This is a genomic window from Bacillus sp. FSL K6-2865 (assembly GCF_040311405.1).
GTDB classification, from domain to species: domain Bacteria; phylum Bacillota; class Bacilli; order Bacillales; family Bacillaceae; genus Bacillus; species Bacillus velezensis.
Map to the genome: position 1 here is coordinate 3759066 of NZ_CP152036.1, position 24450 is coordinate 3783515.

A 24450-nucleotide genomic window follows, 5' to 3' on the forward strand; every position below is an offset into this window, starting at 1 on the left:
TTACTTCTGTTCTGCAGCTTGTACGGAAGCGCCGATAAAGTCTTTGAATAAAGGCTGAGGTCTTGTCGGTCTTGATTTGAACTCAGGGTGGAACTGGCAAGCGACATACCAAGGATGATCTTTCAGCTCGATGATTTCCACAAGACGGCCGTCAGGGCTTGTTCCTGAGAACACAAATCCGTTCTCTTCCATTTGCTGTCTGTATTCGTTGTTGAATTCATAACGGTGGCGGTGGCGTTCGTATACCACTTCATCCGCATACGCTTCGAAGGCTTTCGTGTCTTCCTGAAGCTTACAAGGGTACAGTCCGAGACGAAGCGTTCCTCCGAGATCCTCGACATCTTTTTGTTCTGGCAGAAGGTCGATGATCGGATAAGGAGTGGACGGATCGATCTCCGCAGAGTGAGCCCCTTCCAGACCTAATACGTTTCGCGCATATTCAATGGATGCAATCTGCATACCGAGGCAGATGCCGAAGAACGGAATTTTATTCTCACGCGCATACTTGGCGGCGATGATTTTCCCTTCTACGCCGCGGTCTCCGAAACCGCCGGGCACGATGATTCCGTCTGTGCCGCTAGTCAGCTCTTGAATATTGCTTTCTGTCACTTCTTCGGCGTTAATCCATTTGATCTTCACATCAGCGTCAAACGCATAGCCGGCGTGGCGCAGTGATTCAACGACTGAAATGTAAGCGTCCTGAAGCTCGACGTATTTACCGACGAGGCTGATTGTAATGGTTTTAGACAAGTTTTTCACTTTCGTGACAAGGTCTTTCCATTCCGTCATATCCGGGTCTTTGCATTCTAATTTCATATGATCGCAGACAAGCTTATCGAGTCCCTGCTCCTGAAGGTTAAGCGGGATGGAGTAAAGGTTGTCCGCATCTTCGCACTCGATGACCGCTTTCGTGTCAATATCGCAGAAGAGCGCGATTTTATCTTTCATATCTTGAGAAATCGGCATTTCCGTGCGCACGACGATGATATTAGGCTGAATACCGAGGCTTCTCAGCTCTTTTACGCTGTGCTGCGTCGGTTTTGTTTTCAGCTCGCCCGCCGCTTTGATGTACGGAACAAGCGTACAGTGAATGTACATCACGTTTTCATGGCCGATGTCGCTTTTCATTTGACGGATGGCTTCAAGGAATGGAAGGGATTCGATATCTCCCACTGTTCCGCCGATCTCAGTAATGACTACATCTGCGTTTGTTTCTTTGCCTGCACGGTACACGCGGTCTTTCAGTTCATTTGTGATGTGCGGAATGACCTGAACCGTTCCGCCGAGGTAGTCCCCGCGGCGCTCTTTTTTCAATACGGCAGAATAGATTTTACCGGTCGTCACGTTGCTGAATCTGTTCAGATTAATGTCAATGAACCGCTCATAATGCCCTAAGTCAAGGTCAGTCTCAGCGCCGTCATCGGTAACGAATACCTCACCGTGCTGGTACGGGCTCATCGTTCCCGGGTCAACGTTGATATAAGGGTCAAATTTTTGGATGGTGACGCTCATGCCTCTGTTTTTCAAAAGGCGGCCAAGTGATGCAGCCACAATTCCTTTTCCGAGTGATGATACAACTCCCCCGGTTACAAAAATATATTTCGTCATTTCGTTTGCTCCTCTCTTCGGTCTGCGCTACATTCCTTAAAATGTGCCGTTTTATAGAAAATCATTTCACTAAAAACAAATGATGTGTAAAAGAATTTGGGAGATGAAAATAAGAAAGCTCCCTTTCAATTTCTTGAAAGGGAGCGTAGCACTCTTATGAATTCTCTTCTTTTTGAAGAGCCCAAAATACATACTACATAGTTCGACAATGAAAGTCAAGATCGTTTTGCTGATATAAAATCAGTCTTTGCGATCCTCTTCCTCATCATCATAATCTTCCTCATCTTCTTCAATCATCTCGTCTTCGATCTCAAGCTCGTCGTCATCTTCTTCATCGATATCTTCATCGTCAAAGCTGTCTGCTTCAAGGTCAATATCTTCTTCTATTTCATCGAGATCGATGTCATCTTCGTCAACTTCCTCGAATTCATCAAGGTCGAGATCTTCCTCAACGACTTTTTTCGCTTTTTTCTTTTTCGCTTTTACAGTCGGCTGTGTTTCTTCGTCCAGCTGATCGTACGGATACCAGCTGCGAAGCCCCCACGTCTGGTCTGACAGAGCAATAAAGCGGCCGTCAATGTTCAGGTCTGTATAAAATTGGGCGATACGGTCACCCAGTTCCTCTTTCGTAACACCGAGCAAGGAGATCATTTCATTCAGCAGCTCCTGGAACGGAACCGGTTTTTTATGTTCTGAGAAAATTTCGTGAGCGATTTCAACTAAAGCCATCTGCTTCAGCTGTTCCTGAGAATATTGTTTGATACTCAAGGTCGGACACTCCCTTTCTATTACTTATATGTATCTGTTTCTATCCTATAATAAGAACGAATTTGTATTGTTTTGTTCATAAACCATACCTCTCATTATAAACAAATTAAAACAGAATATGCTACCCTTAACAGCGTAATTTAAGAAATTTTAGAGCCGTCCCTTCATAAATCGGCTGATGTGCGAAAACAAAGCCGCCGGCATATGCGCCGGCGGCCCGCTTCTTTCTATAAAGACTCTTGTTTTTCGGCGCCGAATACAGACATGGCGAGCAATTCACTGACATCATAAGTGCCGATCGCGTCTTCGGCTTCTTTCGCTTTCGTACCGTCACCGAGCATGGTCAGACAGTAAGGACAGCCGGAGCTGATGACCGTCGGACTGACAGAAAGCGCCTGCTCAGTCCGGGCCGTGTTGATTCTCGCTCCCGTTTCTTCTTCCATCCACATGAGCCCTCCTCCGGCGCCGCAGCACATCCCGTTTTCGCGGCTGCGCTCCATTTCCTTCAATTGAACGCCCGGAATGGCTTTTAAGATCGCTCTCGGCGGCTCATACACTTCATTGTATCTTCCTAAATAGCACGAGTCATGGAAGGTAATCGTTTCATTCACCGGGTGAAGCGGTTTTAGTTTCCCCTGTGACACAAGCTCGGCTAATAATTCAGTATGATGATAGACTTCGGCCCGGAATCCGAAATCAGGATATTCATTTTTGAACATATTATAGGCGTGCGGATCAATCGTGACGATTTTTTTGATCCCGTGTTTTTCAAATTCGCCGATGTTGTGTTCCGCCAGCTCTTGGAACAGAAACTCGTTGCCCAAACGGCGCGGCGTATCGCCTGAGTTTTTTTCCTTATTGCCGAGAATCGCAAAGGATACGCCCGCTTCATTAAGCAGCTTTGCAAATGAGACGGCAATCTTTTGGCTCCTGTTATCGTAGGAACCCATTGATCCGACCCAAAACAAATAGTCGAACTCTTTGTCTTGTTTTTTCATTTCTTTCACTGTCGGAATTTCTGTATCAGCCTGCTCCCGCCAGTTCTCCCGCTCTTTCCGGTTTAAGCCCCACGGGTTTCCCTGTCTTTCAATGCTAGTCATGGCCCGCTGCGCGTCGCTGTCCATCTTCCCTTCCGTAAGCACAAGATAACGTCGCAGATCGATAATTTTATCAACGTGTTCATTCATGACCGGACATTGATCTTCACAGTTGCGGCAAGTGGTGCACGCCCAAATCTCCTCTTCCGTGATGACCTCGCCGATTAAGCTCGGGTTGTAATCGATGGCTGCCGCCGCTTCACGCGATCCTCCCCCTGAGGAAGCCGCGGCGAGCTGATTCGCCTTCGTGTGCTGAAAAACGGGCGCGGGCACCCACGGAGATTTTGACGTCACGGCAGCGCCTTTTTCCGTCAAATGGTCTCTGAGCTTTAAAATGAGGTCCATCGGCGAGAGCATCTTGCCCGTACCGGAGGCCGGACACATATTTGTACAGCGGCCGCATTCGACGCAGGCGTAAAGGTCGACAAGCTGAGAGCGGCGGAAGTCTTCAATCTTTCCGACGCCGTAGCTTTCTTTCGACTCATCGGTGAAATCGATTTTTTCCAGCTTTCCTTTTGAATCCAGCCTGCTGAGGAACACATTCGCCGGACCCGCAATTAAGTGCGCATGCTTTGATTGCGGCACGTACACTAAAAAGCTGAGCAAAAACAACAGATGAAGCCACCATGAAACATAAAACACGGCGGCGGCCGCCGGCGCTGAAAGACCGCCGAGCACAAACGCAATGGAGGAAGCGATCGGTTCCGTCCAAGACAGAGAATGATCGTGCCATAAAAGGTTCATGGCGTTCCCGAGAAGCACCGTCACCATCAGTCCGCCGATAAACAGCAGGACAAGCCCCGCTTTAAACCCGCGTTTCAGTCTGACGAGTTTTTCAATGTAGCGCCGGTAAAACGCCCAGACTACGGCGACTAAAATCAGAAACGTGACGATTTCCTGAAAAAAGGTAAACGCCGGATAAAGCGGACCGAACGGCAGATGGCGGTCAGGAAGCAGCCCTTTCAGAATAAAATCAATTGCGCCGAACTGAACGAGTATAAAACCGTAAAAAAACAGAACGTGGATGATGCCGCTCTTTTTATCTTTCAGCAGTTTTTTCTGTCCGAACACATTCACCCATATCTTCTGAAGACGTTCTTTCAGGCGTTTATCAAATTCTTCCCTTTGGCCGAGCTTAATATAAGCGATCCTCGTTCTGATCAGGTAAACGAATAAATAAACGGCGTAAGCGGTTACAGCTGAAAACAGCAGCGCGTTTACCATGAGAAATGCGTTCATCTTGTCTCCCCCTTTGTTCTGATACCCCTCTTCATTGTCATATCTTTACTTTATCATAAATAATGAATGAGTGTTCAGTCAATAATTAAATTCACATTCTCAGGGCACACTACGAATACTTCGGAAAGGAGCGTCGGTATGAAGGTCATTTTTGTGTTGCTTGTCATTTTTATCATATTGATCGCACTTATGCTGCTTGATATGCTGCTTGGCCGGGCGGCGTACAAAAAACAGGCGTATGAGCCCGTTTTTGACCCGAAAAAGAGTGATATCACACTCATTCACTGCGGCAGCGAGCTTGTGCGGCAGATGACGGCTGATATCCGCCAAGCCGTCTCTTCTATTCATATGATGTTTTTTATTATGAAGAACGACCAAGTCAGCCATGAGATGTTTCATTTATTGAAGGAAAAGGCCCAGGCCGGCGTCTCCGTATATCTGCTGCTCGATTGGGCGGGCAGCCGCCAAGTGAAAAAGCCTTCCATTCAAACGTTGAAAAAAGCCGGCGTTCACGTTCATTTTCTAAATAAACCGGCATTTCCGTTTCTATTTTTCAGGCTGCAAAAACGGAATCACCGGAAAGTGACTGTCATTGACGGCAAAATCGGCTATGTCGGCGGTTTTAATATCGCTGAAGAGTACCTCGGCAAAAAAGCGAAGTTCGGAAACTGGGAGGATTATCACCTGCGGATGACCGGAGAAGGCACGGCGGATCTTCAGACTCTTTTTGTAAGCGATCTGAAACGAAACACCGGAAAAGCACCCGGATCACCCGGGGTTTATCCGGCATTATCCGAAGGGAATATCTCTCATAGGACATATGCGTCTGACGGTTTTTCGCTTGAATCGCATTATGAAAACTGCATCCGTAAGGCGGAGAAAAAAATCATTATCGGCACGCCTTATTATGTACCGAGCAAAAAGCTTCAGGAAGCGCTTATTTCAGCCTGCCGAAAAGGCGTCAAAGTCATCTTGATCGTGCCGATGAAGTCAGACCACCCGTTCGTTCGGGAAACAGCTTTTACCTATTATCCCGAGCTTCTGAAGGCCGGCTGCCTCATCTATCGGTATTATCAAGGCTTTTATCATGTCAAAGCTTTCATTATTGATGACCGCATCAGCATTATCGGCACGCCGAATTTTGATAAACGGAGCCTGTTCTGGAATGAAGAGGTGAATGTCATCATTTATGATGAAGCCTTTACAAAGGAAGTGCTTTCAACCATAAAGCAGGACATCGAAAAATCCGAGCTTCTCACATTAGAAAAAGTGAAACAGCGCTCCGTCAGACAGCTTCCTGCAGAATGGCTGGGAAAGGCCATATCTTACTTTTTATAAAGGAGAAACCATATGCTGTTCAGATTCGGATTCGTCGCAAACGCCATGTGCCTTTGGGACGCGTCCCCCGCAAAAACCTTAACATATGCGCGCTATACCAAACTTTCCCGCAGCGAGCGGAAAGACGCCCTGCTTTCTGTGACGAAAGCAAATCTCACCAATACGCTGCGCACCATCCACTATGTGATCAGCCACGGCATCCCGCTGTACAGGTTCTCAAGCTCGATTGTGCCGCTCGCCACCCATCCGGATGTGCTGTGGGATTTTGTCACGCCGTTTCGCCAGGAGTTTCGTGAGATCGGCGGGCTGGTCAGAAAATATGACCTCAGAACGAGCTTTCATCCGAACCAATTCACGCTTTTTACAAGCCCGAAACAGGAGATTACCGCAAATGCGGTCAAGGATATGGCCTATCATTATGACATGCTGGACGCAATGGACATCGCGGACCGTTCCGTCATCAACATCCATGTCGGAGGCGCTTACGGTGACAAACAAAGCGCGCTTGGCCGTTTCCGCGTGAATCTGAAAGAACTTCCCGATGTCATCAAACAGCGGATGACTTTAGAAAACGATGATAAAACATATACGTCCGAGGAAACACTCAGTGTATGTGAACAAGAAGGTATTCCGTTTGTGTTTGATTATCACCATTTTTACGCCAATCCGACCGATGACGCTGATTTAGATGACATTCTTCCGCGGATGATCAAAACATGGCAGCGGATCGGCTTAAAGCCGAAGGTCCATCTCTCCTCGCCAAAATCAGAATCAGCCATACGCAGTCATGCGGACTATGTGGATGCGAATTTTATTCTGCCGGTGCTGGAGCGGTTTCGACAATGGGATACGGACATCGATTTTATGATTGAGGCGAAAGAGAAAGACCGGGCGCTGCTCCGGCTCGTCGAAGAATTAAGCGCCATCCGGGGAGTCAAACGCCTGGCGGGCGGAGTGCTGAGGTGGAAGGCATAACCAGGTTTATCACCCGTTTATATGGGGAATTTCCGAAATAACAGACCATCAGACGGAGGAGAAAACATATGAAAAACATTACATCTTTGAAAATAGCCGCTAAGAAGTTCACTTTAAGAAACATGCTTCAGCTTTATCAGCTTTGCCACACGGGAGGCCACGAGCTGTATATCTACTCTAAAAAAACGATGTGCAAAATCAAAGATATCATTGAACTGGAAACGTTCAGAATGGCCCATAAAGAACAAGAATATTTAATTGTAGTGGAAGGAAAGAAAGCGGTGCAGCTTGTTGACCGTTTCAAACATATCATCGAACCTGCGCAAAAAGAAGCCCATTAAATACGGACTACATAAAAAAAAGGATAGACAGGAGGCTGCCCGGCCCCCGCTCGTCTATCCTTTTTCTTTTATTAATGAATCAGCTCGCCGAATTGCGCCTGATGAAGTCTCTGGTACATGCCGCCGGATGCCAGCAGTTCCTTATGATGACCTTGTTCAGCGATGCCATCTTTCGTGACGACGACGATCCGGTCCGCATCCTTAATCGTAGCCAGCCGATGGGCGATCACAAGCGTTGTGCGTCCTTCAGACAGCTCTTGCAGCGATTTTTGAATGGCGGCTTCCGTTTCTGTATCGAGGGCTGATGTAGCCTCGTCTAAAATTAAGATCGACGGGTTTTTCAAAAACATTCTGGCGATGGAAAGCCGCTGCTTCTGCCCGCCTGACAGCTTCACGCCGCGCTCGCCGATCACCGTGTTTAAACCGTCGGGATACCCGTTTACCAAGTCCTCTAAATGCGCCTGGCGGACGGCCTGCCAGATTTCTTCCTCAGACGCGTCCAGCCGCCCGTAAGCAATGTTTTCCCGCAATGTGCCGGAAAACAGAAAGACATCCTGCTGGACGACGCCGATTTGTCCGCGCAATGATGACAGCGTCATGTCCTTAATATCGATTCCGTCGATGGAAATCACGCCTTCAGACGGCTCATAAAAGCGCGGCAGCAGACTTGTCAGCGTTGATTTTCCCGCTCCCGAAGGCCCGACGAATGCGACTGTCTCCCCGGCATGAATGGACAAATTGATTCCCGACAGAACCGGACTGTTTTCTTCGTAACCGAATGACACACCATCATAACGGATATTCCCTTTTAAACCGGACACATGTCTCGCGTTCGGGGCGTCCTTGATATCAGGCTCCGTTTCCAGTATTTCTATAAAGCTTTTAAAACCGGCAATGCCTCTCGGATACATCTCAATAATCGCGTTGATTTTATCAATCGGACGGAACAGAACGTTCGTCAGCAGCACAAAAGCGACGAATTCCCCGTAAGATAACGATCCGCGGATCACGAACCATGTGCCGCACAATAAGACGAACAGCGTGACGAATCTTGTCAGCATGTAACTGATCGAGCCGTTTTTCGCCATGATTTTATATGATGTCAGCTTTGTTTTGCGGAAACGCTGATTGTTCACGTCAAACCGCTGCGTTTCAAACGCTTCATTGCTGAAAGCCTGAACAAGACGGATGCCGCCGATATTGTTTTCAACCCTCGCGCTGAAGTCCCCGACGTCTTTGTTCAGTTTTGTAAACGCAGAGGTCATTTTTTTATTGAAATACAAAGCAAGCCAAATGACGACCGGCATAATGATAAAAGTCAACAGCGCGAGCTGCCAGTTAATAAACAGCATCACACCGAACGCGCCCAAAATCGTCATGATCGCGATAAACAGGTCTTCAGGCCCATGGTGGGCGGTTTCTCCGATATACATCAAATCATTGGTGAGCTTGGACATTAAACTGCCCGTTTTGTTGTTATCGTAAAATTTGAACGAAAGCTTTTGCAGATGGTCGAAAAGCTTTTTCCGCATATCCGTTTCAATGTTAATGCCGAGCATATGGCCCCAATACGTCACAACATACTGAAGTGCCGAGCTGAGGGCGTAGACCCCGAATAAAGCAGCGGAAGTCAAAATAATCAGACTCCATTCCCGCCCCGGGAGCAATGTATCGATAAAGTAATTGACAATCAGAGGAAAACTCAGCTCCATCAATCCGCCGGCGATGGCAGAAAAGAAGTCGAGAAAAAACAGCTTTTTGTACGGTTTATAATAAGAAAAAAATTGTCGCAGCACGATTCCGTCCTCCTTGTGCCTCGTTCTTAATGATAATATTTCTCAATTATACTATACACAAGGAGTTTTAAAAGCGTTTTTTATAAAACGCCGGAAAATAACCGTGCGAAGGATTCCTTCGTTCTTTCCCATAATGTGCGCTTATAGAAACGGACGGGGCTGATTTTTTCAGACTCCTTCATATCCTCCAGGTAATGCGCTTCAAGATCTTTGATCGCCTCTTGATCTGTAAAAAAGACATTGACTTCAAAGTTCAGCTGAAAGCTTCTCATGTCCATATTCGCCGTCCCGACAGAGGCGAGGTTTCCGTCAGTGATGAGCACCTTTTGATGCATAAAGCCTTTTTGATAAGAATAGACTTCGATTCCTTCGCGAAGAAGCTCGGGGAAATACGATCTCGTCGCGTACTGGGTTAAAAACCCGTCATTGGTTTCCGGCACCATGACACGCACCCGGACGCCTCTGGCAGCAGCCTCCTTTAGCGCTGTGCGGATCGGCTCATTCGGCACGAAATAAGGCGTCGCGATCCATACAGACGATTCGGCCGCCGCTATCATGGCATAATACAGATCGCTCATCCGCTCCTTCATATCGGGGCCTGTCGGAACGACTTGATAGACGCCGCCGCTTTCTGCCGCAACCGGGCGGGTATATGCTTTCTGATCAATCAGCACCTCATCCGAAACGTATTCCCAATCAAGCATAAAAATGCTGTGGAGCGTCTGAACGATTTCTCCTTCGACTTTCATATGGGTGTCCCGCCAAAAGCCGACATCTTGGTCTTTGCCGATATACTCCTTGCCGACATTCAGCCCGCCGACAAAACCGACTTTCCCGTCAACGATGACGATCTTGCGGTGATTTCTGAAATTGAATTTTTGGTTGAAAAAACCGTATTTCAGCGGCAGAAACGGGACGATGTTCACGCCCGCGCGTTTCAGTTTTTTAATATCTTTTCCGGCCAGCTTCAGGCTGCCGGCCGCGTCGAACAAAAACCGCACTTCCACGCCTTGACGCGCCTTTTCCATCATAATGTCCATCATCTTGTGCCCGAGCATGTCTGATTTGAACATGTAATACTCAATATGTATAAATGACGCGGCCTCCCGGAGCGCCTCAAACAGCTCAGGAAATGTTTCGTCCCCGTTTTTGAGCACCTTCAGCCTGCTTTTTGTATTAATATTCATATGGGACGCCTTGATTGAATATTGAAAGAAACGCTTCTGATTTCCTTTCAGCCCGTTCAGGTCGGGAGTTTGTTCCATATCAAATATCGTTCTCAGCTTTTCCCGGTTGTATGTCCGTTTCGACCTGAACAGCTTGCCTTTTTCATAAAGCTGGCCGGAAAAAAGGTAAAATAAGTACCCGGCGATCGGAAAAAACACAAGAATATGAATCCATAACAGCGTGTGCTGCGAGGTGCGGTTTTCAAGAATTAACGAATAGATGCTGAACAAAATAATGCTTGCATAGCAAAGCACCCCTCCGTAAAACTCAAGCCTGGAAACCGGAAAAAACCATATGACATATGCTCCGATAAGCATCATATATAAAAAGCAAAATTCCAGTCTCCTTTTCAGCATCCCGACTCTCTCCCATCTGATCCGATATCTCTGTATACCCTCTGTTTTCCGGCTTGTAAACATATGAAAAAGCCTCTCCGCACGAGCGGAAAGGCTTATGATGAAGCTTCCTGTGATTGGCCGGGTGTGATGTTCTGAAGCAATGCCGGATTGAGCGAGCAGCTGCCTTTGATTTTATTTTTGAAGATGCCGATGATCAGACCGGTGACCGCTATCGACACTAAGGAGAAGAGCCCTTTCAGCAGCCCGACGGAAAAAATGCCGGCCAGCACGACGCCAAAATCGAAGAGGAAATTAACGGCACCCGGATTCCATCCGCAGCGCTTTTGCAGAAATAAAGCGAGGATATTGGCGCCGCCGAGCGATGCCTGATGATAAAACATGAGCGACAGGCCGAACCCGATCAGCACCCCGCCGCAAATCGCCCCGGCAAGCGGTGAAACAGAGACCGGCGGCAGCCAGTGATCCGCGCCGGTAAACAGAGTCAGCACTGTGACTGCAAAAACGGTGGATAGAGTGAATTTGATTCCCATTCTGATGAGAGAAAATATATAAAACGGGATATTGATCAGAAAGAAGATAATCGCAAACGAGGAATGAAACAAGTATGACAGGCTTAGTGACAGTCCCGCTGTGCCGCCGGTTAATACTTGAGAATGTCTGAGTGTCAGGACGCCGGCGCTTGTCATCAGACAGGCGGCTAAAATGAGGAAAATCCGCTTCATTCTTCACTCTCCTTTTGTTGCTGTTATTTCCAAATAAAACATAACAGGAATCCCGCCGCCCAGCCATTACCTTGGCAGAAAATATCTTATGTTTTTATTTTTTCACCATAAAAAATCCCCCTCTCTTGCAGGGGGGATTTTTACGTGCGTTTCCGATAGACAACATAGCTGCGGGTCAAATACTTGAGGGGCAGGCTGAACACGTGAACCAATCTTGTAAACGGCCAAAGGATAAAAACGACGTACCCTATGATGATATGAAACTTAAACCATAGCGGGACACTCTCCATCAAAGAAGCGTCAGGCCGGAACAAAACAATTTCCCTGAACCACGGCCCGACTGTTGCCCTGTAATCAAATCCTTTCGAGTCAATGTTGAGAAATGTGGCCGCAACGCCCGACAGCATCATGAACAGCAGCAGAATAAGCGTCAGGATATCCGATGGCGAGCTGGTTTTGCGGATTCTTTTGTCAAACAGCCTTCTGTATGTCAGGATGACAAGTCCGGCACATGCCGCGATCCCCGCCGGCAGGCCTGCGCCGATCGCCATTTTGTGATACATATGCTCGGAAATGCCAAGAGAAGCATACACGCCTTCCGGGATCAAAATTCCCATGATATGTCCGCCGACAACGCATAGCAGTCCCCAGTGAAAAAGTGTGCTGCCAGCGGCGAGTTTTTTCTTTTCTAACAGCTCGCTTGATTTCGCCGTCCAGCCGAATTGGTCATGCTGATAGCGGTAAATATGCCCGCCGATAAAGATCGTCAATACAATGTATGGCATAACGCCCCACAGGATCTGCCCGCTCATGCCTGAACAGCCCCTTCTTCAGTGCTTGCATGTACACCGATGTTTTCCAGTGCGGCCTGCAGCACGTGCAGCAGCTCAGCATAGATGCTGTTATTTTTTTCGAGGCGGGAAGCCAGCTCCCTCACGTTGGACAGGTATTTTTCAAACACGCTTCTCGCCGCTTCAATCTCCGCAACCGCGGCGAATTCCAGCATCAGCGGCAGGTAATCAGGCAGTTCTTTCTCTGTCGGCAGGAAACCGGATTGCTGGTAGGTGTTTTTTAAATGCAGCAATTCAATGCCGCGCTCCCTTTGTTCGCCTGAGTTAAAGTAGGTGACGTACATATTCGTTTTTTTTCCGAAATCGAACGTATACACATAGTGTTCAATCAGCGCTTGCGGAGAAAAGCCGGCTGCCGCCTCTAAAAAGTGCAGCAATTTCTCCCGGATTTGCTGATTGGTGATGTCATGGATAAGAGCCTTCCAATCGGGAATCTCGGCTCTCCACTCTTCATCCGGATAAGAGAGAAGAACGGAAAGAGCGGAGAACGTCATTTGCCGGTCTGTGGTGTTCATGTTATTACACCTCATTTATGAAAAATTAGAAACAAGAGCCCGGGCCGCCTGAAAATGATAAGCCGCAGCTCCCTTGTTCAGCATATAAATCTGACACTTCTTCTCGATGGCTGCTCGGGATCACAAAACGGTCATCATATTTGGCGATTGCCAGCAGCCGATACATGTCTTTAATTTGCTGTTCTGTTAAGCCGACACTGGAGATCAGTTCCGGGTCGATTGATTTATTCGTCTGGATCGCTCTCATATACTGGCGCATGACAGACATTTTCTTTAACGTTGATCGAATATGATCCGTATCCCCCGCCGTTAACAGCTGCGCCAAATAGTCAATCGGAATTCTCATTTGGTCGATAGCCGGAAAAATCGCTTCCGCCGTTTGCCGGCTTCCTTTTCCTTCAAAGAGATTCATAATCGGGCTGAGCGGCGGAATGTACCAAACCATCGGCAGCGTACGGTACTCAGGGTGAAGCGGAAGCGCAATCTTCCAGTCAATGATCATTTTATAGATCGGCGATTGCTGCGCCGCTTCTATCCATTCAGCCGGGATGCCTTGTTCTTTTGCCAGTTTGGCAATCTCAGGATCATTCGGATCAAGAAAAACGTCCAGTTGGGAATGGTAGAGATCCTTTTCATTTTCAACCGATGCCGCTTCCTCCACTTTGTCCGCGTCATACAGCATGACGCCGAGATAGCGGATTCTGCCGACACACGTTTCGGAGCAGATGGTCGGCAGCCCCGCCTCCAAGCGCGGAAAGCAGAGTGTGCATTTTTCCGCTTTGTTCGTTTGCCAGTTAAAATAGACTTTTTTATAAGGACAGGATGAGACGCAATATCTCCATGAACGGCATGCGTTTTGATCCACAAGCACAATGCCGTCCTCCTCACGTTTGTACATGGCGCCGGACGGGCAGGAGGACACGCACGCCGGATTAATGCAGTGCTCACAAATACGCGGAAGATACATCATAAAGACTTCATCGAATTCTGTTTTGATCGATTCCTCCATCTTTTGCACGTTTGGATCTTCAAGCCCTGTAATGTGGCCGCCAGCGAGATCATCCTCCCAGTTCGGGCCCCATTCGATATTCATGAAATCCCCCGTTAAGGACGATTTCGGCCGCGCCACCGGCTGGTGCTTTTTTTGCAGGCTGTTTGTTAATGTTTCATAATCATAGTTCCAAGGTTCATAGTAGTCATCAATCGTCGGCTGATTCGGATTATAGAAAAGGCCTGCAAGCCGGTTTGTTTTCGGGCCTGATTTCAGTTCAAGCTTTCCTTTTTTCAACGTCCAGCCGCCTTTATATTTGTCCTGGTCCTCCCATTGCTTCGGGTAGCCGATGCCGGGCTTTGTTTCTACATTATTAAAATACATATATTCCGCACCGGAACGGTTTGTCCACGTGTTTTTGCAGGTGACGCTGCACGTGTGGCAGCCGATGCATTTATCCAAGTTCATGACCATCCCGATTTGCGCTTTAATCTTCAAGCCAATCAACCTCCTTCAGCTTGCGGATGACGACATTCAGATCGCGCTGATTCCCCGTCGGACCGTAATAGTTAAAGCCATAACTGAGCTGTGCATAGCCCCCGATCATCTGGGTCGGCTTGACGTGAATCCTTGTCGGGCTGTTATGGGTGCCTCCGCGGTTATTCGTCAGTTTTGTGCCGGGCACATTGATGTGGCGGTCCTGGGCATGGTGCATAAACGCCATTCCTTTTGGAATCCGGTGAGACAAAACCGCTCTCGCGACGACAACGCCGTTTCGGTTGAAGCATTCAATCCAATCGTTGTCTTTGATATCCGTATCCGCAGCATCATCTTTATTCATCCACACAGTCGGCCCGCCGCGGAACAGCGTCAGCATCGGCAGAGAATCAAAATACATGCTGTGGACGGACCATTTATTATGCGGCGTCAAATAATTAAGAACGATTTCTTTGCCCTCTTGATCAGGCCGCTTGCTTAGGAACGGACGGTGCTGGAGGATCGGTTTAAATGTCGCCATCGTTTCACCGAATTCCATCATCAGTTCATGATCGACATAATAGGATTGTCTGCCTGTCAGCGTCCGCCACGGAATTAATTTTTCCACATTCGTCGTAAACGGCGAGTACCTGCGCCCTCCTTTTTCTGAACCGGTAAAGGCCGGAGAGGTGATGACCGTTTTCGGCTGGGCTGTAATTTGCTCGAACGTAAAGCATTCTTCCTCGCGCTCTTCCGCCAGGTCTTTCAGCTCCAGATTGGTAATGTTTTCAAGTGATTCCCATGCTTTCACGGCGACTTTTCCATTTGAGGTGGACGACAGGGTTAAAATCGCTTCCGCCGCCTGCTTCGCTTCACTTATATTCGGGCATCCTTTGGCAACGCTGTTTGAATCGGTTTCTCCCAGTCTCTGTTTGAGTGATTCATATTCATCCGCAATCGACCAGCTCATCCCTTTTGTTCCGCTCGGTTTTAAAGCCGTATGAGGGCCGAGCGCGGTCATTTTATGAAAAATGTGTTTGTAATCCCGTTCAACGACATGGATGTTCGGCATCGTTTTTCCCGGAATGGCTTCACATTCGCCTTTGCTCCAGTCATTGATTTTGCCGAATGGCTGGGCCAATTCCTGCATGGTGTCGTGGAGGAGCGGCGTTGCGACTACCTCTTTCACCGGCTCCATATCGACTTCTTCCGCCAGATCGGAAACGGCTTTTGACAGCGCCTTAAAAATATCCCAGTCTGACTTCGATTCCCACGGCGCCGAGATGGCCGGAGCAAATGGATGAATAAACGGATGCATATCCGTGCTGCTGAGATCGTGTTTTTCATACCATGTCGCCGCCGGCAGCACGATATCGGAATACAGCGCCGTACCCGCCATTCGAAAATCAAGATTGATTAACAAGTCGAGCTTGCCTTCCGGCGCCTGCTCCCGCCATTTGATTTCTTCAGGGCGGATGCTGTCGCTGTCGTCATTCATCAGACCGTTCGTCGTCCCCAGCAGATGCTTGAGAAAATATTCATGCCCTTTCCCTGAGCTTGAGATCAGATTTGCCCGCCATACGAAGAGATTCCTTGGGAAATTCACTTCATTGTCAGGGTCTTCAATCGCGAATTTCAGTTTTTTTTCTTGAAGCCGTGAGGCCACGTACGCACCTACGTCTTCAGGTGTCGCCGCCCCCGCTTTCTCAGCTTCTTTGTACAGATCAATGCCGTTTTGATTGAATGTCGGGTAAGACGGAAGCCACCCTAATCGCGCCGCCAGCACATTGTAATCGGCGTGATGCTTGTAGCGGGATGACGCGGCGATCGGTGAAGCCAAGTCACTGATCGGCTGGTCTTCATAACGCCACTGGTCTGTCGCAAAGTAGAAAAACGAGGTGCCGTTTTGCAGCTTAGGCACGCCTTCCCAGTCCTTTGCGGTTGCAATCGTCTGCCACCCTTCAGCCGGACGGAGTTTTTCCTGCCCCACGTAATGGGCCCAGCCTCCGCCGTTTACACCTTGGGCGCCTACGAGTAAAACAAGATTTAACACCGCACGGTAAATCGTGTCGGAGTTGAACCAGTGGTTAATGCCCGCCCCTACGATAATCATGGATCTGCCGTCTGTATCAATCGCATTTTGGGCAAACTCCCTGGCAATCTGTATAACGGCTTCTCTTTTAATTCCCGTAATCTTTTCCTGCCAGGCAGGTGTGAACGGACGGGGATCATCATAAGATGCGGCTGATTGTCCGCCGATGCCCCGGTTCACGCCGTAGTTGGCCAATATCAAGTCAAACACGGTCGTGACGTACGTCTCCTCACCATTCAGATCCAATTTTTTAATAGGAAGATTCCGCTCCAGCACTTTGTTTCCGTCATTTGAAAAATACGGAATGCGCACCATGCCGATTTCGTCCTCTATTCCGAGCACGGAGAGACGGGGCTCAATCTGTTCCCCGGTGTCTTCGTCGATCATGTGCAGATTCCATTTCTGCTGCCCGTCCCAGCGGGAGCCCATTGTTCCTTGCGGTATGGCAAACGCACCTGTCTGTTCATTCCAGACCGCCGGCTTCCACTGATCATTTTTTGTCTGCCGCCCGATGTCTTTTGCATGCAGAAACCGTCCCGCTGTGTATACGCCGTTCTCTTTTGAAAGAGTGACGAAGAATGGAAAATCGGTGTATTGCTTCGCGTACTCAATAAAACGTTCAGTTTCTTGGTTCACGTAAAATTCCTGCAAAATGACGTGCCCCATCGCCATCGCAAGCGCCCCGTCAGTCCCCTGCCGGATGCTCAGCCAGTCATCCGCGAATTTAGAGGATTCCGCAAAATCGGGACTGACCGAAATGACCTTGGCGCCTTTATAGCGGGCTTCCGCCAGAAAATGCGCATCAGGCGTTCTCGTTAACGGCACGTTGGAGCCCCATGTGATGATATAGCCTGAATTGTACCAATCACTGCTTTCCGGAACGTCCGTCTGGTCGCCCCAAATTTGCGGGGACGCCGGCGGAAGATCCGCATACCAGTCATAAAAACTGAGCATTGGGCCGCCGATTAAAGACATGAATCGCGAACCTGATGCGTGGCTGATCATGGACATCGCCGGGATCGGAGAAAAACCGACATTCCGGTCAGGCCCGTATTTCATCACTGTATACAGCAGAGAGGCCGAAATCAGCTTCAGCACCTCCGGCCATTCCGCGCGGACAAAGCCGCCTTTCCCTCTTGCCTGTTTATAGGACTTCGCTTTTTCAGGGTTTTCGACGATCGATTTCCAGGCATCCAGCGGATTTTGATGCGTCTGCAATGCTTCCCGCCACAAATTGATCAGCACACCTCGCACATATGGATATTTCACACGGAGCGGGCTGTAGATGTACCAAGAAAAACTGGCCCCCCGCGGGCAGCCTCTCGGTTCGAAATCAGGCATATCCGGGCCTGTTGATGGATAATTCAAGTTTTGTCCTTCCCACGTGACAATTCCGTTTTTCACATAAATATTCCAGCTGCAAGAACCCGTGCAGTTGACGCCGTGGGTGGAGCGAACGACTTTGTCGTACTGCCATCTGTTTCTGTATACATTCTCCCAATCACGATCTTCGCTTGTCGTTTGGCTATGGTTATTTGAATGATGTTCGATAGGAGAAAAATAGTTTAATCTCCTGAGCAACGGACTCATTTTCTTTTTCTTCATGATCGTTCACTCCTTCCGAGTCAGGTGATGCTATGTACACTATAAACAGAGACGGCGCGTTTTCTTGTGAACTATGTCACACACTCTGCTTTTTTCACAAAACGTTCACACTGAGCAGCAGGAAGGATTTTCAAACGATATGGGGACGCCCGGCGTCATCAAAAAACCGGTTCTGTTTAAGAACCGGGTTCGGCGTTTTCATCCCGTGATGTATGCAGGTACCGCAAAAACAACTGATAGGAACAGAAGACATTTTGCTGAAGCATCGCCAAAAAGTTCATTTGCAGCCGCGGATGGTAAGACATCATTTGCTTAAATACGGAATATGGAATATGAAGTACCAGAATATCCGGTGAGGCATTGACTGAGATAAAAGGCGATAAATAGAGCCCGCCTTTTTCATCAATCGGAAACACATCGCCTTTTTCCCACAGCGCAACGGTTTGCGACCCTTCAGGGAGCCTGCTGTCCGTAAAACGGATATTGCCTTTTAATACAATATAAACGGATTGTGAATGAAGAAAGGATGGAGATTGGTCAGATGAGCCGCGGATAAACGTCCCGTTTTTCAGCAAGGTTTCGACAATGGACAGAGGCACTTCATTAAACATAGGAAGTTGTTTCAGAAATAATAAATAGTCACACTGATTCATAGGAAAGCCTCCTGTGCTAAGGATAGCTTTAGTGTAGCCCGATTGAGCCTGCACGGCAGTGATGTATTTCACAGCTTGTATGATAAAAGTCACTTATCAGGAGAGTGTATGTACTTATAATGAAATAAAAAGGAGGGTTTCGATGAAGGCGATGATTCCGAAGCAGCACGGCGCATGGGCGATGCTGCTGATTCCATTTTTACTCGGCATGATCAAGGGAGGCCCGGTTTTCTGGCATATTCCGCTCTTTCTGGGCTGGCTGTTCCTTTACTTGACGGTTTATCCCGTTTCGCTCGCTTTGAAAAAGAAACAGCTTCAGCCCTATCAAAAGTGGATATGGTATTACGGTTTTCCGGCCTGCTGCTTTTTGATCATTTCTGTCTATCATAGGCCGCAGCTCGTCTGGATCGGCGTTTTTTTATTGCCGCTGTTTCTCATACATACGCATTATGCCCGCCGAAAAAACGAACGGGCGCTCACGAATGATATTGCGGGTGTTCTGTTCTTTTGTTCAGGCGGGCTTGCGAGCTGCTGGCTGGGAACGGGAATCCTTGACGGCTGGGCCTGGTTTCTATTCTTGCAATCCGCTTTATTTTTTGTCGGGAGTTCTTTTTATGTGAAATCGGTCATACGGGAGAGAAAAAACAGAACCTTTGCATACTGGTCGTGGGGATATCACCTCTTGCTCCCCTTTTTATCGGCTCTTCTCGGGGCAGGCTGGGCGTTTCTCGCTTTTATCCCAAGCAGTCTGCGGGCCTGGTTTTTTCACGGAAGAGACTGGCCGGTGAAAACGATCGGCATTCTGGAAATCGTAAATGCCGGCTTCTTTTTCACCGTCATGTGTATATGTATCACAAGCTGAAAAACAAGGACACCGGCTGCCCTTGTTTTTTTTCAGTCAATATTGCAGATCTCAAGCGGACAATTTTCACACTCGATCTCGCATCGTAAATAGTCCCGCTTGTGCAAAATAATTTTTCCGGTTTCGTCTATCGAAATAACCCCTTGTTTGCGGAGGTCTCCCAGCATGCGGTTGACGCTCTCCCTTGCCGCCGCGCAAAACTTGGCCAAATCCTGATTTGTCAGCACAATGTTAATCAGAATCCCGTCGTTTCGCACTACCCCGTAGCTGTTTGATAAGCGGATAAGAGTAGAATAGAGCGCCCCCTTTTTGCCGTGAAGAAGCAGGTCCCTGATCTTGGACTGGATTTTTCGAAGATGGGTGCTCATCCATTTCATAAATTCAAACGTCAAAACACCGTTTTGGATCAATTCCTTTTCCAGCTTGTTTTTATTAATGACGAGCACCTCGCCATCCTCTAACACTTTCGCACTGAGCATATATCTCGGCTCATCTGTGAATAGCGTCAATTCCCCGACAATATCGTTTTTTTGGCAGATTCTAAGCGTCAGGTCTTTTCCGTCAGACGTCAGTTTGCCGATTTCAATGAGTCCTGACTGAATCAGATAAAGCTCTTTTGCATCCATTCCTTCTTGAAACAAATAAGTATGTTTTTTCATTTTCCTTTTCGTACTGATCGATTCCAGCAATTCATGCAGTTCGCGGGAGAGAAGTTCTTTATCAGATTTTCGGACAGAGAGAATATTCATGAGCTCACCTCGAAGAAAGTCACGTTGCGTATGTATATTGTAACGTGACTTGATTTGCACTCACCCAGAAAAAACTAACAATCTTGTGAATGGATCATTATGAATTGAGGCTCTGACTGTTTCTCTCCGTATGTGTTTTCATTCTTTCCTGCCAATACATCCAGATCACAAGAACAAAGCTGGCTAACGCGACCTCTGAAAGCGCCATAAACCCGATCGCGTATTGGCCTGTTGCCTGAAATACACTTGCCAGAATCAGCGGAGGGAAAAAACCGCCCAGTCCGCCCATGGCAGACACAATCCCGTTGGCAATCCCCGCTTGCTTCGAAAAATAGAAAGGCACCAGTTTAAATACCGTCCCGTTTCCAATCCCTGAGCAGACTGCCACCGTCAGCGATCCGAACGCATAAAGGCCGATCGTCGGGGAGAATGACAGCATGACCCCTGACAGCGTAAGCCCTGCGAAAACGAACATCAGAATGCGGAGCGGGCTCAGTTTATCTGCAAGAAACCCTCCCACAGGCCTGAGCAGCGTAGAGACCGCAATAAAGCCGGCCGTCCGCAGACCGGCGTCCGCAGGGCTCAGCCCAAAATGCTCAACCAAAAAATTCGGAAGATAGATGGTAAAGGCGACAAAGGCGCCGAACGTAATAAAATAAAACAGGCTCAACATCCACAGCACATGATTTCGGTAAACGGCTTTCATTTGTGTCTTTATGGAAACTTTGACTTTCTTCTCATGCCGGTCGCCGAACAAAACGTGCAGTAATGCGAAAACAGCCAGCAAAACAAGATACATCTGCACGGTTGCTTTCCATCCCGCGGCTTGAGCGATAACCGGTGCCGCAAAGGTAGTAACGGCGGTCCCGATGTTTCCGGCACCGTAAATCCCATTGACGACTCCGTGCTTTTCTTTCGGATAATATTTCGGGAGGGACGTCACTCCGATGGAGAATACCGCTCCCCCGATCCCTAAGAAAAAGCCGCCCGCGATTAAATCAAATAAAGAATCCGCGATACTGATCCAAAATACAGGAAACAAAAGCAGGATGAAGCTGATCATAAACATCAGCCGCGCGCCATACCTGTTCGTTAAATATCCTAAAGGAATACGGAGAAGCGATCCGAGAATAACGGGAATCGCCGTCACCAATGAAATTTCGCCTTTGCTTAAATGAATATCTGATGTCATTTGAGAAATGAGCGATGAAATCAGCACCCACACCATAAACCCTGCCACTAAGCTTAATGACTGCAACGATAATTGAATATGTTGACGATTGATCATTCGGCTTGCCCCTTTCACTGATTCAATATCAGTCTTATCATACAAAAACTCAGTGTACGGGATTGTGAATTACATCACACGCTTTATATACAAAAAAAGAACAAAGCCCGAAGACTTTGTCCTTTGATCATCATTACATTTTTTCCGGAGCGGATACGCCGATTAGCTGAAGCGCATTGTTCAGCGTAATTTGCGTCGCTTTCATTAAAGTGAGACGCGCGCGGCTCTTCTCTTTATTTTCCGGATCGATGACTTTCTCCGCATTGTAGAAGCTGTGCAGAGCGGAAGCCAGATCATAAATATAGTTTGTGACACGGTGAGGAATGCGTTTTTCCGCCGCTTCTGCCACTGCCTCGGGGAAGCCGCCGATCGTTTTCAGCAGGTCATATTCTTTTTCTGATTGGATATGGCTGAAATCAAGATCTGCCGCCGGTTTAAGTCCCTGCTCCTCCCCTTGGCGAAGCATGCTGCAAATACGTGCATGTGCGTATTGTGCATAATACACAGGGTTTTCGTTAGATGTGGATACGGCAAGATCCAAGTCAAAATCCATGTGCGTATCAGCGCTGCGCATCGCGAAGAAATAACGCACGGCATCCAAGCCGACTTCTTCAATCAAGTCGCGCATCGTTACGGCTTTCCCCGTACGTTTGCTCATCTTCATTTTTTCGCCGTTTTTGTATAAATGAACGAGCTGAATGATCTCAACTTCCAATGTGCCTTTCTTGTAACCGAGCGCTTCAATTGCCGCTTTCATACGCGGAATATACCCGTGGTGATCCGCGCCCCATACATTGATGAGCTTGTCGAATCCGCGGTCAAGTTTGTCTTTATGGTATGCGATATCCGGCAGCAAATAAGTGTATGAGCCGTCTTTTTTGATCAGCACACGGTCTTTATCGTCGCCGAACGTTGTGGAGCGGAACCATGTCGCGCCGTCCTCTTCGTATACATGGCCCTTTTCGCGAAGCGCCTCAAGCGCCTGATCAATTTTTCCGTTTTCATACAGTGACGTTTCAGAATACCATACGTCAAACGGCACGCGGAAATTTTCCAGGTCGGAGCGAAGTTTATCAAGCTCGTACTTTAAGCCGTATTCACGGAAAAACGCCTGACGTTCGCTCTCCTCTTCATGTACGAAACGGTCGCCGAAATCTTCGGCAAGCTTTTTCCCGATGGCGATAATATCCTCGCCGCGGTAGCCGTCTTCCGGCATCGGTTTCTCGAGACCGAGCGCTTCAAAATAACGGACTTCAACGGAAAGCGCCAGGTTGTTAATCTGGTTGCCCGCATCATTAATATAGTACTCACGGCTCACATCATAGCCCGCTTTAGAAAGAACGCTGCACAGCGCGTCACCTACCGCCGCGCCGCGCGCATGGCCTAAGTGAAGATCTCCCGTCGGGTTGGCTGATACGAATTCGACCTGAATCTTTTCGCCTTGTCCGATGTTTGTCTCTCCGTAATGTTCACCCGCTTCAAGCACGGACGGAATCAGTTTTGTTAAGTAGCTGTTGTTCATGTAAAAGTTGATAAAGCCAGGTCCCGCAATATCCATCTTTTCAATGGAAGCTTTGCCTTTATCAAATGACGCCACGATCTCCTCAGCGATTTGGCGCGGCGCTTTTTTTGCGATTCTCGCCAGCTGCATCGCCATGTTTGTGGAATAATCACCGTGTGTTTTTTCTTTCGGCGTTTCTAACAGTACGCTTGGAATCTGGCTTTCGTCCGCCAGGCCCGCTTTCAGAACGGCCGCTTTGATTTCTTCCTTCAGCACGTCCTTCATTTGTTCCGCAATGTTCATGCGTGAGTTCCTCCCTCATACGTGATCGTCATATTATGTAAATGCTGCTGCCCGTCTCCGACATGCATGTCATATGCGATGCTGATTCGGCCTTTTTCTTCACCGAGATCAGATTGAATCGATTTTGTGCTTGTTTCCAGCTCAAGCTCACCAAATGACATTTTATATTTCGCAATTGTGGAAGCTCCCGTTATGAAACGCTGATTCATTTTAACAGCGCCTGACCTCATGATCAGGACTTCGCCTTCGCTCACCTTCACAATCGTTTTTACTTTGCCTAGGTCGTGTTCTTCATAATAAGATAGATACACTTTTTGTTGTTTTACATAGTAAAATCCGGTAGTACGGAATTCGATGACTTCATCATTTCCGTCATCCTCGATCACAGACTTCACATGGAGTGTTATCGGTGTCTCTTGCTTCATTTTGACACGTCCTTTTCATCATTCCACTTTGACTTGAATAGTATAATCATTCAGCTTGTAAACTTCAACTGCTTCTATCTTACCATCATTGCTCATTAGATTTGAAGATAAACCTCATAAAAAGCAGTTCCTTATGAGAAGAGAAAATCATATCACTATGTCACCCAATCCGTAAAAAACATGACAGCAGCTTATCAGAAACTCCCACAGTCTCATCGAAGCTGCTGCGACTTCCAGCAACATAGATTGTGCAGCAGAAATGCCAACGATGTCAAAGCGCTGCGTGACAGCTATAAAAACGTCCGCCAAACACACGTGATGGCTGCTGTATTATGCCAAGTCATCATATTCGGCTGCGTGTTCGAAATCGTCAAAGCCGTCCCTTTCCGCTTTCACACGCCCCTTGCCGTATCAATGGGACTCGCGGTGTTACTGATTTTGTATTTATTGTATTTTATGCGGACGTACTTGCTGCAGCTTTTCCAGCATGTCAGCCTGTTCAAAAAAGGGCATGCGGGAGCGCTGACAGGAGCCGGGGTTTGGCGGATGCTCAGTTTCACCATAAGTGAACTGCTGTTTTTAATCATCCTGGCTGCCATCCAGCAGATCGGCTCATTTATTTATAAACGATTTTTTTATCGCAGCTCTGCTTCTCTCACCCTGTGAAA

At 47.9% G+C, this 24450-nt stretch carries 19 protein-coding genes and 1 pseudogene; 5 read left to right on the forward strand and 15 right to left on the reverse strand.

The window, feature by feature from the left end; genetic code table 11:
* From pyrG to NYE42_RS18560, 3 genes are all read right to left on the reverse strand, one after another.
* The gene (gene pyrG, locus NYE42_RS18550) at positions 1 to 1608 is read right to left on the reverse strand and encodes a glutamine hydrolyzing CTP synthase (RefSeq protein WP_007407615.1); all 1608 of its coding nucleotides are present in this window, start codon (positions 1606 to 1608) and stop codon (positions 1 to 3) included.
* A gap of 240 nt (positions 1609 to 1848) precedes the next feature.
* The gene (gene rpoE / locus NYE42_RS18555) at positions 1849 to 2376 is read right to left on the reverse strand and encodes a DNA-directed RNA polymerase subunit delta (protein WP_007407616.1); all 528 of its coding nucleotides are present in this window, start codon (positions 2374 to 2376) and stop codon (positions 1849 to 1851) included.
* Positions 2377 to 2603: 227 nt separating this feature from the next.
* The gene (locus NYE42_RS18560; protein WP_144463845.1) at positions 2604 to 4712 is read right to left on the reverse strand and encodes a (Fe-S)-binding protein; all 2109 of its coding nucleotides are present in this window, start codon (positions 4710 to 4712) and stop codon (positions 2604 to 2606) included.
* 138 nt (positions 4713 to 4850) lie between these two features.
* Here NYE42_RS18560 and cls (NYE42_RS18565) point away from each other — a divergent pair, with 138 nt between their 5' ends.
* The 3 genes from cls (NYE42_RS18565) to NYE42_RS18575 all read left to right on the forward strand — a co-directional run bounded on the left by cls (NYE42_RS18565) (position 4851) and on the right by NYE42_RS18575 (position 7366).
* Positions 4851 to 6050, forward strand: a complete 1200-nt coding sequence (cls, locus tag NYE42_RS18565; protein ID WP_227051156.1) for a cardiolipin synthase — start codon at positions 4851 to 4853, stop codon at positions 6048 to 6050.
* A 12-nt stretch (positions 6051 to 6062) separates the two neighbouring features.
* Positions 6063 to 7025 carry a UV DNA damage repair endonuclease UvsE gene (gene uvsE, locus NYE42_RS18570; RefSeq protein WP_352426632.1) on the forward strand — a complete coding sequence of 321 codons (963 nt, stop codon included), beginning with the start codon at positions 6063 to 6065 and terminating at the stop codon, positions 7023 to 7025.
* Between the two features lie 68 nt (positions 7026 to 7093).
* The gene (locus tag NYE42_RS18575) at positions 7094 to 7366 is read left to right on the forward strand and encodes a hypothetical protein (RefSeq protein WP_003151087.1); all 273 of its coding nucleotides are present in this window, start codon (positions 7094 to 7096) and stop codon (positions 7364 to 7366) included.
* A 71-nt stretch (positions 7367 to 7437) separates the two neighbouring features.
* On the opposite strand, the gene NYE42_RS18580 is transcribed toward NYE42_RS18575, so the two are convergent.
* From NYE42_RS18580 to NYE42_RS18615, 8 genes are all read right to left on the reverse strand, one after another.
* Positions 7438 to 9162 (reverse strand): ABC transporter ATP-binding protein, encoded by a 1725-nt coding sequence (locus NYE42_RS18580; RefSeq protein ID WP_352426633.1) that lies wholly within the window; start codon positions 9160 to 9162, stop codon positions 7438 to 7440.
* A gap of 80 nt (positions 9163 to 9242) precedes the next feature.
* A complete protein-coding gene (gene cls / locus NYE42_RS18585) occupies positions 9243 to 10745 on the reverse strand; it encodes a cardiolipin synthase (protein WP_352426634.1) in 1503 nt (500 codons plus the stop codon).
* Between the two features lie 95 nt (positions 10746 to 10840).
* Entirely contained in the window at positions 10841 to 11470 is a 630-nt protein-coding gene (locus NYE42_RS18590) for a YitT family protein (protein ID WP_122504243.1), read from the reverse strand.
* Between the two features lie 140 nt (positions 11471 to 11610).
* Positions 11611 to 12282, reverse strand: a complete 672-nt coding sequence (gene narI / locus NYE42_RS18595) for a respiratory nitrate reductase subunit gamma (RefSeq protein WP_012118678.1) — start codon at positions 12280 to 12282, stop codon at positions 11611 to 11613.
* The gene (gene narJ, locus NYE42_RS18600) at positions 12279 to 12836 is read right to left on the reverse strand and encodes a nitrate reductase molybdenum cofactor assembly chaperone (RefSeq protein WP_122504244.1); all 558 of its coding nucleotides are present in this window, start codon (positions 12834 to 12836) and stop codon (positions 12279 to 12281) included. The genes narI and narJ overlap by 4 nt, the downstream gene beginning before the upstream one ends.
* A gap of 25 nt (positions 12837 to 12861) precedes the next feature.
* Positions 12862 to 14325: a nitrate reductase subunit beta gene (gene narH, locus NYE42_RS18605; RefSeq protein WP_352426635.1), complete on the reverse strand. Its 1464-nt coding sequence runs from the start codon at positions 14323 to 14325 to the stop codon at positions 12862 to 12864.
* Positions 14315 to 18001, reverse strand: coding sequence for a nitrate reductase subunit alpha (locus NYE42_RS18610; protein WP_352426636.1), 3687 nt, complete (start codon positions 17999 to 18001; stop codon positions 14315 to 14317). Before NYE42_RS18610 ends, narH begins: the two co-directional genes overlap by 11 nt.
* A gap of 176 nt (positions 18002 to 18177) precedes the next feature.
* The gene (locus NYE42_RS18615) at positions 18178 to 18654 is read right to left on the reverse strand and encodes a Crp/Fnr family transcriptional regulator (protein ID WP_022553929.1); all 477 of its coding nucleotides are present in this window, start codon (positions 18652 to 18654) and stop codon (positions 18178 to 18180) included.
* Positions 18655 to 18796: 142 nt separating this feature from the next.
* On the opposite strand from NYE42_RS18615, the gene NYE42_RS18620 reads away from it, so the two are divergent.
* Complete coding sequence (locus tag NYE42_RS18620) at positions 18797 to 19516, forward strand: YwiC-like family protein (RefSeq protein WP_352426637.1); 720 nt, start codon at positions 18797 to 18799, stop codon at positions 19514 to 19516.
* A gap of 32 nt (positions 19517 to 19548) precedes the next feature.
* On the opposite strand, the gene NYE42_RS18625 is transcribed toward NYE42_RS18620, so the two are convergent.
* From NYE42_RS18625 to NYE42_RS18640, 4 genes are all read right to left on the reverse strand, one after another.
* Positions 19549 to 20265 (reverse strand): Crp/Fnr family transcriptional regulator, encoded by a 717-nt coding sequence (locus NYE42_RS18625; RefSeq protein WP_199022224.1) that lies wholly within the window; start codon positions 20263 to 20265, stop codon positions 19549 to 19551.
* 97 nt (positions 20266 to 20362) lie between these two features.
* Positions 20363 to 21553, reverse strand: a complete 1191-nt coding sequence (narK, locus tag NYE42_RS18630) for a nitrate transporter NarK (RefSeq protein ID WP_007407632.1) — start codon at positions 21551 to 21553, stop codon at positions 20363 to 20365.
* 133 nt (positions 21554 to 21686) lie between these two features.
* Entirely contained in the window at positions 21687 to 23357 is a 1671-nt protein-coding gene (argS, locus tag NYE42_RS18635; protein ID WP_352426638.1) for an arginine--tRNA ligase, read from the reverse strand.
* The gene (locus tag NYE42_RS18640; protein WP_007407634.1) at positions 23354 to 23782 is read right to left on the reverse strand and encodes a DUF1934 domain-containing protein; all 429 of its coding nucleotides are present in this window, start codon (positions 23780 to 23782) and stop codon (positions 23354 to 23356) included. Before NYE42_RS18640 ends, argS begins: the two co-directional genes overlap by 4 nt.
* A 153-nt stretch (positions 23783 to 23935) precedes the next feature.
* Here NYE42_RS18640 and NYE42_RS18645 point away from each other — a divergent pair.
* A pseudogene (locus tag NYE42_RS18645) lies at positions 23936 to 24448 on the forward strand (bacteriocin biosynthesis protein AlbG); the annotation flags it as partial.
* Positions 24449 to 24450: the final 2 nt, after the last annotated feature.